At 71.3% G+C, this 13842-nt stretch carries 9 protein-coding genes; 4 read left to right on the forward strand and 5 right to left on the reverse strand.

Annotation, left to right across the window (positions count from 1 at the left end; all coding sequences use genetic code 11):
- Positions 1-70: 70 nt before the first annotated feature.
- The gene (locus IE97_RS0112180) at positions 71-892 is read right to left on the reverse strand and encodes an IPT/TIG domain-containing protein (RefSeq protein WP_030236636.1); all 822 of its coding nucleotides are present in this window, start codon (positions 890-892) and stop codon (positions 71-73) included.
- A 591-nt stretch (positions 893-1483) separates the two neighbouring features.
- Here IE97_RS0112180 and IE97_RS0112185 point away from each other — a divergent pair.
- Complete coding sequence (locus IE97_RS0112185) at positions 1484-2602, forward strand: ADP-ribosylglycohydrolase family protein (RefSeq protein ID WP_030236639.1); 1119 nt, start codon at positions 1484-1486, stop codon at positions 2600-2602.
- A gap of 184 nt (positions 2603-2786) precedes the next feature.
- Positions 2787-4088, forward strand: a complete 1302-nt coding sequence (locus IE97_RS0112190) for a phytase (RefSeq protein WP_037844242.1) — start codon at positions 2787-2789, stop codon at positions 4086-4088.
- A 91-nt stretch (positions 4089-4179) separates the two neighbouring features.
- Here the strand turns inward: IE97_RS0112190 and IE97_RS0112195 are convergent, their stop codons facing one another.
- Both IE97_RS0112195 and IE97_RS0112200 read right to left on the reverse strand, forming a co-directional pair.
- Positions 4180-5748: a sodium:solute symporter family protein gene (locus IE97_RS0112195; protein WP_030236647.1), complete on the reverse strand. Its 1569-nt coding sequence runs from the start codon at positions 5746-5748 to the stop codon at positions 4180-4182.
- Positions 5749-5912: 164 nt separating this feature from the next.
- On the reverse strand, positions 5913-6698 hold the full coding sequence (locus tag IE97_RS0112200; protein WP_030236651.1) for an SDR family oxidoreductase: 786 nt from the start codon (positions 6696-6698) through the stop codon (positions 5913-5915).
- Positions 6699-6778: 80 nt separating this feature from the next.
- Here IE97_RS0112200 and IE97_RS0112205 point away from each other — a divergent pair, with 80 nt between their 5' ends.
- Positions 6779-7618, forward strand: a complete 840-nt coding sequence (locus IE97_RS0112205) for a hypothetical protein (RefSeq protein ID WP_030236654.1) — start codon at positions 6779-6781, stop codon at positions 7616-7618.
- Positions 7619-7672: 54 nt separating this feature from the next.
- Here IE97_RS0112205 and IE97_RS0112210 read toward each other — a convergent pair whose 3' ends face one another.
- Positions 7673-9493, reverse strand: coding sequence for an MFS transporter (locus tag IE97_RS0112210; protein ID WP_030236658.1), 1821 nt, complete (start codon positions 9491-9493; stop codon positions 7673-7675).
- Positions 9494-9707: 214 nt separating this feature from the next.
- Positions 9708-12818 carry a D-alanyl-D-alanine carboxypeptidase gene (locus IE97_RS0112215; protein WP_030236661.1) on the reverse strand — a complete coding sequence of 1037 codons (3111 nt, stop codon included), beginning with the start codon at positions 12816-12818 and terminating at the stop codon, positions 9708-9710.
- A 236-nt stretch (positions 12819-13054) separates the two neighbouring features.
- Here IE97_RS0112215 and IE97_RS0112220 point away from each other — a divergent pair, with 236 nt between their 5' ends.
- Positions 13055-13810, forward strand: a complete 756-nt coding sequence (locus IE97_RS0112220; RefSeq protein ID WP_030236665.1) for a GOLPH3/VPS74 family protein — start codon at positions 13055-13057, stop codon at positions 13808-13810.
- Positions 13811-13842: the final 32 nt, after the last annotated feature.

The raw sequence follows: 13842 nt of genomic DNA on the forward strand, positions 1-13842 counted from the left end.
AGAGCCATCGTGGCGGGGACGCGGACAGCCCAGTGGCCCGGCCGTGGCCGGGCCACTGGACCGCGCGGTGTCACTGGTAGGTGAAGCCACCGGTGACGTTGGCGCTGCCCGAGGGAGTGGTCACCTGGACGGCGACGTTGCCGGCGGCTCCCGGAGGAGTCAGTCCGACGAGCAGGGTGCCGTTGGCGGTGACGATGACGTTGGTCGCCGGGGTGCCGCCGAAGGTGACGCCGGCACCGGTCAGGTTCGAACCGGTGATCACGAACGGGGTCCCACCGGCGGCCGGTCCGGTCACCGGGGTGATGGCCGTCACGGTCGGCGGGGCCGGCGCGACGTAGGTGAAGCCGCCGGGGACGGTCGCGCTGCCCGAGGGAGTGGTCACCTGGACGGTGGCGTTGCCGGCGGCTCCCGCGGGAGTCAGACCGGTCACCAGGACTCCGCCGATCACGTTGACGTTGGTTGCCGGGACACCGTTGAAGGTGACCGAGGCGCCGGTCAGGTTGGCGCCGACGATCGTGAACGGCGTACCGCCGGTGGTCGGTCCGGTCGACGGCGCGATGGCGATGACCGTGGGCGGCGGGGGCACCGGAGGCGCGACGTAGGTGTAGGTCGCCGGAGCGCTGGTCCCCGCGGGGGTGGTGACGACCACGGGGACGCTGCCCGCCGCGTGCGCCGGTGCCAGGACGGCGAGCAGGAGGCCGGACGGGTCCTGCGCGAGGATCGTGGCCGGGGTCCCGCCGAAGGTGACGGACGTCGCCCCGCTGAGGTTGAAGCCGAGGAGCAGGACGAGGTTGCCTCCCGTGGTGGGCCCGGAGGCCGGCAGGACGGCGAAGAGCGTCGGCTGCGTCGGGATGGGGGGCAGGATCAGGCCTGGGAGCAGGTTCACGGACATGGACTTCTCCTCCGAACATGAGTCGCTGACGGTGTCCGATGGATGTCCGTCGAGGCGCACACGCGGCCGGAGCCGACCGGTCGGTCCTGGCGGCGGCGACGCCGCGCACCATGCGGTGTGCTGAAAGACGGCCCACGCCGAGGACGAGTGGTCACTGAGAGGCTTGCGCTCAGTGGAGTCGGTGCTCGGCCGTCGTACGGCCTGCCTGCTGCCTGGGCGAGGCGGCGTGGAAGAAGCCGGATCAGCTCTTCGGGACAGGCCGGCGGACATCCGGGATATGCACGGTCCGGCGTCGATGGGCGGCCTGCCGGTACCTCCAGTAGTAGGCGCGAGTTGGCAGCCGGACAAGGGACCCGCACGAACATCACCCGTTCGGTGGAGCGTGTCGCCTTGCTCCGGCGCACCGCATGCGCTATGGAACGCGTCGCCATGAGTGTGTCTATGTCTGCAACGTGACCTGGTACAGCTGATCGCATACCGCTCAAGGTTGTCTGGCGGCATCCTCCACATCCTTCCGCCTCCTGAGCCCACCCTCTCCCTTCGATTACAGTGCTGGGCGTCGTACGTGTGCACGGTCCCTGGGAGGTCAAGGTGGGTGCGACTGCCGGTGCCATCTGGGGGCGTACGGAGCAGCAGGACTTTCGTAGCCGGGTGCGCGGGACGTTGCTCGGTGTGGCCGTCGGGGACGCGCTGGGCGCGCCCGTCGACGGGCTGGGGATCGACGAGATACGGGAGGCGCACGGCGCGGAGGGGCTCGTGGATCTCGCTCCCGCCTACGGGAGACGTGGTGCCGTCACTCATCTCACCCAGCTCAGCCTGTTCTCCGTCGACGGGCTGATACGCGCCCAGGTGCGGCGCGACACCGGCGCCTGGCATCCGCCCACCGATCTGCACCGGGCGTACCGCCGCTGGGCCGCCACCCAGCGGGACTGGGGGCCCGACCTGCGGCGCAAGGACGACGGGTGGCTCGCGCGGGAGGAGTGGCTGTACGCGCGGCGGGATCCCAGTCGCGTACTGCTGCTGGGGCTCGGGGACGAGACCATGGGGACCCCCGACGCGCCCAAGAACCCCGGGGAGCTCGGGCCGGAGGCCGCCGCCCGGTCCGCTCCGTTCGGGCTGCTCGTGGGATGGGAGCCGCAGCTCGTCGCCCAGCTCGCGGTGGAGTGCGCGGCGCAGACCCATGGGCATCCCACGGCCTGTATCGCGGCCGGCGCGTACGCCGTGATCGTGCATGCGCTGGCGCTCGGGGAGAGCCTTGACGGTGCCGTGCAGCGAGCGTTCGCGCTGCTCGCTGCCTGGCCCGGTCACCAGCCCGTGGCGGAGGCCCTCCAGCAGGCGCTGGGTGCCGTGCGGCAGGGCATGCCCGGGCCGGAGCGCGTGGCGGAGCTGTGCGGGGACGGCACGGCGGAGAGGCTCGTCGGTGCCGCCGTGTACTGCGTCCTCGTCGCCGCCGACGTCCGGCACGGGCTGTGTCTCGCCGTCAACCACGACGGGCCGTCCGCCGCCACCGGCGCGCTGACGGGCGGCCTGCTCGGCGCCCTGCACGGCGAGACGGCCCTCCCCCCGGCCTGGCTGGCCGAACTGGAGGGCCGCCCCACGATGCTGGAGCTGGCCGACGACTTCGCCATGGAGATGACCCAGGGCCCGTCCCTGCACGGCCCGGCCGGCTCCTCACCGGGCTGGCTGGCGCGGTACCCCCGCGGCCTTTAGCCGACCCATCTCTTCAGGCCCCCCGGGCCGCTCCCACTGCTCACTGTCTTGGCATGGCTGCGTCACCGTGCGGCGGCCGCCCCGTCACCTTCGGCGCTCAGGATCTGCACGGCCCGACGCGGGGATCACCTCCCCGGCATCGCCCCACCGGGTCTCGTCCGTTCATCCTCTTCGTGGAGGCACTGTGCGCAAGCTGCGCGGGACACAGACGGCCGCGATCGTCGCGGCCCTGACGGCCGTGGCGGTCCTGCCCACCTCGGCCCAGGCCGTCGACTCCGGGCTTCCGGGGCTGACCGCCACCACCGAGACCCCGGCGCTGTACGGCGACGACGCAGGGGGCAACGCCGACGCCGACGACCCGGCGATCTGGCGCAACACCGCCGACCCCGACGCCAGCCTGGTGATCTCCACCGCCAAGGAAGGCGGCCTGCGCGTGTACGACCTGGCCGGCAAGGAGGTGCAGTCGATCCCGGCGCCGCCCGCGCCCACGCCCGACGACAAGCCGGGCCGCTTCAACAACGTGGACCTGGTGTCCGGGTTCCCGCTGCCGACCGGCCGCGCCGATGTCGCCGTCGTCACCGACCGGGGCCGCGACCACCTGCGGATCTACCGCATCACCCCGGGCGCCGCACGGCCGCTGACGGACATCACCGACCCGAACGCCCCGCTGGTCTTCTCCAAGACCCTGGACGAGGTCAACGACCAGACGACGCCCTACGGTCTGGCCACCTGGACCGACAAGGCCACCGGCCGCTCCTACGCGGTGGTCAGCCGGCGCAGCCGCACCCGGCTCGCCCTGCTGGAGCTGAGGACGACCTCCACCGGAGCCGTCACCTACCGGCAGGTGCGCACCTACGACCTGCCCGCCTCCTTCACCCTCCCCGACGGCACGTCCTGGACTCCCTGCACCGACCCCGGTGATCTCGCGCAGGTCGAGGGCATGGTCGTGGACCCGGTGAACAAGGTGCTCTACGCGGGCCAGGAGGACGTCGGCATCTGGCGGATGCCCGCCGACCTCGGTGGCAAGCCGAAGCTGATCGACAAGGTGCGGGAGTACGGCGTTCCGGCCACGTACGACGAGGCGACCGAGGAGTGCGTCACGGGCGCGGACCCCGGCTACGGCGGCACCCACCTGTCCGCCGACGTCGAGGGCCTGACCATCCTCGACGAGGGCTCCGGTGACGGTTACCTGCTCGCCTCGAGCCAGGGCGACAACACCTTCGCCGCGTACGACCGCGAGGTGTCCGACGACAACGAGTACGAGAGCGGCTTCCGGATCACCGCCGGCACCGTCGACGGCTCGGAGGAGTGCGACGGCGCCGCCGTGCTGAACGCCCCCCTCGGCTCCCGCTACCCGAACGGCCTGCTCGTGGTGCAGGACGGGCACAACACGCCGGACGAGAGGGACGAGGACGGGGAGGTCCGCGACAACACCGACTTCAAGTTCGTCGACCTGGCCAAGGTGACCCGCGCGCTGGACGACTGAGGCCGCTTCGCTCCCGTCGGACATGGATGCCTCCGCCTGCTACGGCGGAGGCATCCATGCCATGGGGGCCGGCCGGGGATCGGTGATGCGGCTAGTCCTTCACCGTCGTGCGCACGGTGTCCTCGACTCCGCCGCCTGCCGGGGTGGGGATCGCCGCCGCTCCGTCCCCGTCCGTGTTGATCTTCTCGATGAGCGCCAGCCGCTCCGGAGTGTCCTCCGCCCTGATGTAGCCGACGAGGACGTAGAGGACCAGGGACACCGCCAGCGGGATGGAGACCTGGTACTGGAGCGGGACACCGCCCTCGATGTTCCAGTTGATCGGGTAGTTCACCAGCCAGAAGGCGAGCAGGCCCATCGACCAGCTGACGAGTGCCGCCGTCGGGCCGGAGCGGCGGAACGCGCGCAGCAGGCCCAGCATCATCGGGATCGCCATCGGGCCCATCAGACCGGCCACCCACTTGATGACGACGGTGATGATGTCCTTGAAGGCCGGGGAGTTGACCTGGGTCGCCGCCGCCATCGACAGGCCGAGGAAGACGACCGTCGCGATCCGGGCGACCCGCAGACCCTGGCCCTGGGACCAGGTCCGTGCCCGCGCCCAGATCACCGGCGCGCAGTCCCGCGTGAACACCGCCGCGATGGCGTTGGCGTCCGAGGAGCACATGGCCATCGTGTGCGAGAAGAAGCCGACGATGACCAGGCCCAACAGGCCGTGTGGGAGGAGCTGTTCGGTCATCAGGGCGTAGGAGTCGGAGCCGTCCGGCTTCTGGGACTCGACCAGCAGCGGCGACATCCACATGGGGAAGAAGAGGACCAGGGGCCAGACCAGCCACAGGATCGCCGACAGCCGCGCCGACCGCTCGGCCTCCTTGGCGTTCGGCGTGGCCATGTAGCGCTGGGCCTGGTTGAGCATGCCGCCGTTGTACTCGAAGAGCTTGATGAAGAGGAACGCGAGCAGGAACACCGTGCCGTACGGGCCGACCAGCGGCTTCTCGTGGCCCTGGAGTTCGGGGGAGTCCCAGACGCCGAAGAAGCCGCCGTGGTCGTCCAGCCGTACGAAGACGGCGACGAACATCGCGATGCCGGCCAGCAACTGGATGATGAACTGGCCCAGTTCGGTCAGCGCGTCCGCCCACAGACCGCCGATGGTGCAGTAGATCGCGGTGATGCCGCCGGTGATGAGGATGCCCTGGTTGAGCGAGATCCCCGTGAAGACCGACAGCAGCGTGGCGATCGCCGCCCACTTCGCGCCCACGTCCACGATCTTCAGCAGCATGCCGGACCAGGCCAGCGCCTGCTGCGTCTTGAGGTCGTAACGGTTCTTCAGATACTCCAGCGGGGAGGCCACATGGAGGCGTGAGCGCAGGCGGTTGATGCGCGGGGCGAACAGCTTCGAGCCGATGGCGATGCCCAGGGCGATCGGGAAGGACCAGGTGACGAAGGACGTGACGCCGTAGGTGTAGGCGATGCCCGCGTACCCGGTGAACATCACCGCGCTGTAGCCCGACATGTGGTGGGAGATGCCGGACAGCCACCACGGCATCTTGCCGCCGGCGGTGAAGAAGTCGCTGACGTTGTCCACGCGTTTGTGCGACCAGACGCCGATCGCGACCATCACGGCGAAGTAGCCGATGAGCACGGCCCAGTCGAGACCGTTCATGAGTCCCCTTCCACGTGTGCGCCGCCAGGGTCAGGCATGTGAACTCTGGGTTGGGTGACGTGCGCACGGCAAGGAAGGGGAAGGTCAAGAGACCGTAAAAAAGTTCGGTGAGGTGACCTCAGTTTATGTACATGAACCACAGGGTGAGTGGCTGAAAAGTGCCCTCACCGCATCAGCTCACCCGCGTTGACGAGCAGCGACTGCCCCGTGATGGACCGCGCCCGGTCGGAAGCCAGGAACGCCGCCGCGTCCGCCACGTCCGCGTCCGTGGCCGGCTCCGGCAGAGCCATGCGATCCGTCAGCCTGCCCAGCACCTCCGCCTCCGACACACCCTCCGACTGAGCCGCGAACCGCACATACGCCCGCACCGGCGGACCCCACATCCAGCCGGGCAGCACGGTGTTCACCCGGATCCGGTACGGCCCCAGCTCCCGCGCGAGTGAGTACATGGCGCTCGTCAGCGCCCCCTTCGACGCCGCGTACGCCGCCTGCCGCACCTGTGAGGGAGCCGCCACCGCCGACTGCGTCCCGACGAACACCACCGACCCGCCGCCTTCCTTGAGTGACGGCAGACAGGCCCGGGTCATCCGCAGCGTGCCCAGCAGATTCACCTCCAGCACGGCGCGCCAGGACTCGAAGTCCGCGTCCTCCAGGCCGCCGAAGTGGCTGTCCAGCGCGGCCACATGCACCACCGCGTCGATCCCCCCGAACCGCTCCCGCGCCAGCGCCGCCAGCGCCTCGCACTGCGCGTCGTCGGAGATGTCGGTCGTCCGGTACGCCGTACGGGCTCCGTCCGGATCGAGCTCGGCGGCCGTCTTCGCAAGCTTCGCCTCCGTGCGGGCACCGAGCACGGCCCGGCCGCCGTCCCGTACGACCGCGGCCACCACCCGCCGCCCGAGCCCGGCCCCGACCCCCGACACGACGACGGTCTTCCCCGCGAGCAGAGACATGGCAGGACCTCCCCGGACCCCTGGCGCGATATCTGACGGAGCGTCAGAGTATGAGCCAGCCGCCAATGAAGGGGAAGGCCATGAGCGAGGACACCCGCAGTGAGCTGTACGCCGAACTGGCCGCCGTCGGCCCCTACGGCACCCACCCCGGCCACGCCCTGATCACCATGGTCGAACCACACCCGGGCCACGAGTACGCCTACAACCGCTGGTACGAGGACGACCACTACTACGCCGGCGCGATGGCCATGCCCTGGATGTACGCGGGCCGCCGCTGGGTGGCGACGAGGGACCTCCAACTCCTGCGCTACCCGGAGAAGTCGGCGATCGCCCAGCCCGTCACCACGGGCTGCTACCTCTCCACGTACTGGATCACCGCCGGCCGCTACGACGACCACATGCGCTGGACGGTCGCCATCAACAAGCGCCTCAACCGCGACGCCCGCGTCTACCACGACCGCACACACGTCCTCACGGCGTTCCAGGACCACGAGGCGACGGTGTACCGGGACGGGGCGGCGGGCCCGCGCGACGTTCACGCCCTCGACCATCCCTACGCGGGCCTGGTCCTCCAGGTCGTCGAGGCGGACGCGCCGGACCGGCGCGCACCCCTGCTGGAGTGGCTGCGCACCCGCCACCTGCCCAAGCGCCTCGGGGGCTCACCGGCGGCGATGGTGACCGTCTTCCGCCCGACCCCGCTCCCCGGCGACCGCATGACCTACGTCAAACAGGTCGAGGGCGTCGACACCCGGCTGACGCTGCTGTGGTTCCTGCGGGCGGATCCGAGGGAGTGCTGGGAGCCCCACTTCACCGGCCTGGACGCGGCGGTGGCGGAGTCGGGGCTCGGCAGGACTGAGCTGGTGGCGCCGTTCATTCCGACGGTGCCGGGCACGGACACGTACGTGGACCGGCTGCGCTGAGGGACGGCGCGCCACTCACAGCCCCGCCCTCACCGCTGGTCCCCCCGAGGCCGGTCAGCGCAGCTCCTCCGGGCACGGCGTCCCCCGCGGGAGCTGGTACGGCGCCGCCAGCCGGTACGTCCCCGCCTTCGGCGCCACGAGCTCCGTCCACTTGTCGCCCTGCGCGTCCTCCTCCGTCTCCGTCAGGCAGCCGTTGACGTTGACGTACGTCTTCGGCTCGTCCTCGGGACGGTTTCTGGACTCCTCCGTCTCCCGCGGCGGCTTCAGGCTCTTGCCCTCGGCGTCGACGATGCTCAGCCACGGGGAGTACGGGATGCGGACCAGGATCCGGCCGGCCTTCTTCACCCGGAGGATCACCTCGCCCTGCTCGGCCCGGTCGACGACGGCGTTCGGCTCGGCCAGGGGGGTGGGGGCGGTCACCTTGAACAGCTGCCAGTTGGCGTCGCCCCAGACCTGGTTCAGGTAGGGCAGACCACGCTGCACCAGCGCCCGCTCCCGCTGGCCCCCGTCGCCGTCCGGCTCGCCCTTCGGCAGGACGACGTAGTGGACCGCCCAGCGCTTCAGCCACTCGTGGTAGTTCGCGGAGTTGAGCGTGTCGTCGTAGAAGAGGGGGTTGCGCTCCATGTCGGCCTGCCGGTTCCAGCCGCGGGCCAGGTTGACGTACGGGGCGAGGGCGGAGGCCTCACGATGGGACCGGGCCGGGACGACCTCCACCCGGCCCTTCTCCGCGCCGACTTCCTGCAACTCGTTCACCAGCGGAGCCAGCTCGCGCGACCAGTTCGCCGCCGGGGCCGTGTGGACGATGTCGTCGACCGACTTGAAGCCGATCCACCCGACGAAACCGACGAACCCCACGACGACCGCGTACCACCTGCGGCTGCGCGGCACCGTGAACGGCAGCGCGGCGACCAGCGCGACCCCGGCGAACAGCATCGCCAGACGCGTGATGTTCGAACCGATCTGGGAGCTGACCAGCCACACCAGCACGACGCCCAGTCCGTAGACCGCGGCCGTCAGCCGGACCGTCTTCCAGTCCTGCGGCACGAGGACGTAGACCAGGATCGAGAACGCGAGCGGCAGGAGCACCGAGCCCCATATCATCGGCTGCGTCCCCGAGAACGGGAACAGCCACGCCGACAGCGCCACCACCGCGCTCGGCGCCAGCCCCAGGGCCCACGCGCCCGGCCGCCGCTTCTGCAGGAACAGCGCCACCGCCACCAGGCCCACGAACAGGCCCGCGACCGGCGACGACATGGTGGCCAGCGCGGCCAGCGGCGCCGCGCAAAGGGCCTTCGCCCAGCGCTTGTAACGCCACCGGTACGGCCAGCAGAACACCACGGCGACCGCGCCCAGCGCGAACATCATGCCCAGACCGAACGTGACCCGGCCGGACACCGCGTTGCAGAACAGCCCGAACACGCCCGCCAGTGACGCCCAGAGCGGGTTGCGGACCGACCGGCTGCGGATGAGGAGCAGGGTCAGCAGGCCGGCCGAGACCGTCCCCGCGATCATCATCGTCGTACGGACGCCCAGCAGCGACATCAGGTACGGCGACACCATGCTGTACGACACCGGGTGCATCCCGCCGTACCAGGCGAGGTTGTACGCCGAGTCCGGGTGGCGGCCGACGAACTCGGCCCACGCGTCCTGCGCGGCCAGGTCGCCACCGCTGTTCGCGAACGTGAAGAACCAGACGACGTGGAGCACTCCGGCCAGGCCGGTCACGGACAGGACCGGATGGCGCAGCATGCGCTCACGCAGGGTCAGTACCAAGCCCTCTGGGCTGTCCTTCTGCGGTGCGGGCAGGCGTATTCGCGGGCCGGTCACCGGGCCCGGATCGGCTTTGTCGGCGCGTGTCGGCTCCGCAGTGGCCACTCGAAGGCACTCCCCGTGTCCCGTTTTCTTTTCTCGACGTCTCGTCCACGACGTCTCGTCCGCTTCTTCCGCTTCCGGCCGTGTCCCGTTGGTCGGCGGTTCACGGCCGTGCGGCAGCCTGCCCGGTTCGTGACGCTAGCACGCACGCGCCCCGCCGGGCGGCCCTCGGACGGGCCGTCGCGGCGGGGCGCGGTGTGCGGGCCGGCGCCCCGGCTCAGCCGAGGCGCGTCAGCTTGTCCGTGAAGCCGGGCTCCACGAGGTCCTTCTGGAGGGCGACCGGAACCTTGACCGCGCTGGTGCTGCCGTCACCGACGGTGAGGGTGCCCACCTTCGTGCCGGCCTTCGCCTCGTGCGGCAGGTCGTTCGGGGCGAACGTCAGCTTGACGGACAGGCCCGCCCAGCCGACGGCCGTGACGTCCTCGGTGACGACGACCGGCGTGCGGCCGCCGAGACCGTCGTCGGCGTACCCGACGACGTCGCCCTTCTTCAGGATCGTCGCCGACTTGAGCGCGCCCTGCGCGGCCCGGATCAGCTTGTCTCCCTCGTGGAGCGCGGCGCCCAGGATGGTGTTGTCGGGGCCGCCGGCGGGCTGGCGCACGACCGCGCCGATGATCCGGCGGGCCTCGCCGTCGACCTCCTTCCGCGCGGAGAAGACGAGGTTGCCGAGTGCGGAGGTGGTGGTGCCGGTCTTGATGCCGGTGACGTCGTTGTAGCCGACCAGGCGGTTCCAGTTGTCGTGCTTGGTGCCCTTGTAGTCGACGTACGACATCATCGCCGCGACCTCGCGGAACACGGGCTGCTCCATGGCGGCCTTGGCGAGCTTCACCTGGTCCACTGCCGTGGAGACGGTCGTGTTGTTCAGGCCCGACGGGTCGGTGTACGTCGTGTTCTTCATACCGAGGTCCTTGGCGGCGTCGTTCATCTTCCCCACGAACGCCTTCTCGGACTGAGCGTCCCAGCGGGCGAGGAGTCGCGCGACGTTGTTCGCGGACGCGATCAGGATGCTCTCCACGGCCTCCCGCTGGGTGATCTTGTCGCCCTTGGTGACGTCGACGGTGGACTCCTGGCCGGCGTCGGACTGGTCCTCGGCGGCCTGGTCGATCTCGATCTTCGGCCCGTCCTCGCCGCTCTTGAGCGGGTGATCACGCAGGACCACGTAGGCGGTCATGACCTTGGCGACACTCGCGATCGGCACGGGCTTCTGCTCGCCGGACGACCCGAACGTGCCGATCCCCTGCACGTCCAGGGCGGCCTGGCCCTTGGCCGGCCAGGGGATGTCGACCTTGCCGCCCTCGAAGGTGTAGCTGTCCTCGGCGGTCAGTTCGAGGGTGGGCGTCGGCAGCGGGCGCACGCTCTGCAGGACCGCGAGGAGGACCACCAGCAGCAGCACCAGCGGCGTCCAGATCTTCACCCGCCGTACGGCCGTCCGCAGCGGGGTGTCCGGGGGCGGCGGGGTGTTCGTCAGCTCGGCCAGCAGGTCCAGGGGCGGCCTGGGCGGCAACGGCTGCTGCGTGGTGCGCTCGGGGCCGACGGTGGGCACGGGGGCGGTGGCGTCGGCGGGAGCGGCCCGCTCGGCCTGAGGGGCCGCTGCCGGGGCGGGGGCGGTCTGTCCGGCCGGTGCGGCCTGTTCGGACCGTGTGGACTGCGTGGTGGACGCCGGCTTGCGCGTCGACGGGTCGTCCAGCGGCTTGAGCGCGACGAACTTGCTGGTCCGCTCGGACTCCCTCTCGGGGGCGTCCTCGGCGCCCTTGACGCCCTTCGCGACGCCGCCGAGCTTCAGCATGGTGGTCGGCTGGTCGACCGGTGGCCGTACGGCCTTGAAGACGGCGGTGGGCTGGTCGACGGACGGTGCGGCGGGGCCGTCGCCGTCGGCGTCGGAGTCGTCGTCCTCGCCGGTGCCGTCCGCTCCGGCGGCCTTACCGGTGTCGGTGTCCGTGTCGGTGTTCGTGTCGGTGTCGGGGGCGTCGTCCTCGGCTTCAGTCCCGGCGGAGCCGGCATCGGCCGCCCCGGGCTGCGGGGCCTCGTCCGTGCGGGCGTCCTCGGTGGTGTCCGCGGAGGCCGGGGTGTCCTCGCCGGTCTCCGAGTCGTCCTCTCCAGCGCCCGTACGGCCGGAAGTGCCGGAACGGTCCGCCTCGGGCTCGTCGGCGCCCTCCTGCCCGCCACGGGCGCCCGTACCGGCCTTCTCGGCCTGTGGCTGGTCCTCGGTGCGGCTCTCGTCCTCGTCGGCGTCGTCCGTGGCGTCGCCCTCTCGGCCGTCCGCACCGGTCTCGGCGTCCTTGGCGGCCACAGCGGCCTCAGCGGCCTCCTGGCCGTCTGTGGCGGCCACCGCGGGCTCCTCCGGGCTCTCGGCCGCCTTCCGGTCGTCCTGGGAGTCCTGGGCGTCCTCGTCGGGGCTCGCGGGCTGCTTCCCCCGGCCGTTCCGGTCCTCGGCTGTCGCGGGCTCCTCGTCACCGTGGTCCGCCGACGCCACCCACGCGGCCACCGCGTCCCGCAGCCGCTCGTCACCGGCCCCCGAAGACCCGGCGGAGCCGGGGGCCTTGCCCGAGTCGGTGGACCCGTCGGATTCGGAGGACTCAGCGGAGGCCGGACCCCCGGACGAGCCTGAATCCCCGCGGGCGCCCTTCACAGGCGCCTCCACGGGCCGCTGAGCCCCTCCAGCCGCCGCACCCGTGCCACTCTCGCCGGGTTCGGCGGTGGTCTCGGCGTCGGCCTTGCCCGCGCTGCTGTCGGCGTCGGCCGGGGTGTCCGAGTCGTTCTCGTCCGGTTCGCCGTCAGCCGGGGTGTCCCCGTCGCCGTCCGCCCGCTCGGCGTCAGCGGTCGTGTCCGAGTCGTTCTCGTCCTGCTCGGTGTCGGCCGCCGCGTCCGTGGGGTCTTCGCTGCGCTCGTCGTCGCTCGGGGCGTCGGCCTTGCCCGCGCTGCTGTCGGCGTCGGCCGGGGTGTCCGAGTCGTTCTCGTCCGATTCGGCGTCAGCCGGGGTGTCCCCGTCGCCGTCCGCCCGCTCGGCGTCAGCCGTCGTGTCCGAGTCGTTCTCGTCCCGCTCGGCGTCGGACGTCCGCTCGGCGGCGGGCGTCTCGTCCGTGGGTGCCTCGTCCGTCTCGTCCGTGTCGTCGTCCGTCGTGCGGACGGACAGAACGCGGGTCGCCGTGTCGACGCCCCCGCGCGCTGAGGACTTCTCCGCGTTCCGGGCCACCGCGAGCCTCGGGTCACGCGGTTCGCGCGTGGACGAGGTTTCGCTCCGGGCCTCGGGAACCGGACCCGCGCTCCCCGACGTCGGTTCTGCCGACGACTCGCGCTGCTTCGACCTGTCGGGGGACTCGCCCGCCACCGATGCCTCCTCCTCGCGCCGCACTGCCCGTGTGCGCGTAACGAACCGTGAACCGCCGCCCTGACACCGCTTTCCAGCGCTGTCCGAACCATGTACCAGTGTCCTGTGTGCGGGCCGGGCCGATCCGGTAGACGAGAACGACATACCTACTGGTTCCACTACGAACCGGTCACGCACCCTCGACAGACCAATGTGAGAGGGGTCACCCTGTCATTCATCCACGCGGGGAGGCATGGATGGGCAGGAGCCGCAGAACACTTCCGGAGGAGCTTCTGTTGCTGGCACTGGACCCGGCCACGGGTACCACTGCACAGCCGCAGTCGCTCGACCTCGGTCTGGCCGGAGCACAGCTAGTAGAGCTGGCGCTGGCCGGACGGATAGCCCCAGACGGGGATCGTATCGCCGTGGTCGTACCACGGCCGACAGGAGATCCAACTTTGGACTGCGCGTTGGAGTTGCTGCGAAGGCGCGGCGCTCCCGTACGGGCGGTCCACTGGATAGGCGGGCCACGACTGGGGCTCCGCCAGACCTACCTCTCGCATCTGGAGCGGTGCGGCATGGTGCATGCCGTGGCCGGTCAGATGTGCGGAGTTTTGCCGACGACTCGCTACCAGGCGACCGACACCGAGATCAGCCGGGAGATCAGGGCCCGACTGGACTCCGCGATCCGCACCGGCGTCCCGCCGGACCCGCGGACCGCGGCGCTCGCCGCCCTGGCGCACGCGGTCGGCCTCGGCAAGCACCTGTACCCGGGCAACGAGGGCAGGTCCTCGAGGTCCCGGCTGCGGGACCTGATCAGGCACGACCCCATGGGCGGTCTCGTCGCGCACGCCGTGATGGACGTCCAGAACGGTGCGGCGGCCCAGCCGCGCCGCAGCCCGGCCCCGCCCGGCCGTCAGGCCGCCGGCGGAGCCAGGCCCGTGACGGAACCCGCCCGCGGTGTTCCGATGCAGCCGCGCCACGGAACCATGGCGCGTGTCGCGGCCCACTGAGCCGCGCCGCACCACGACAACCGCACCACGAG

This window comes from Streptomyces sp. NRRL S-455, assembly GCF_000717875.1.
GTDB lineage: Bacteria > Actinomycetota > Actinomycetes > Streptomycetales > Streptomycetaceae > Streptomyces.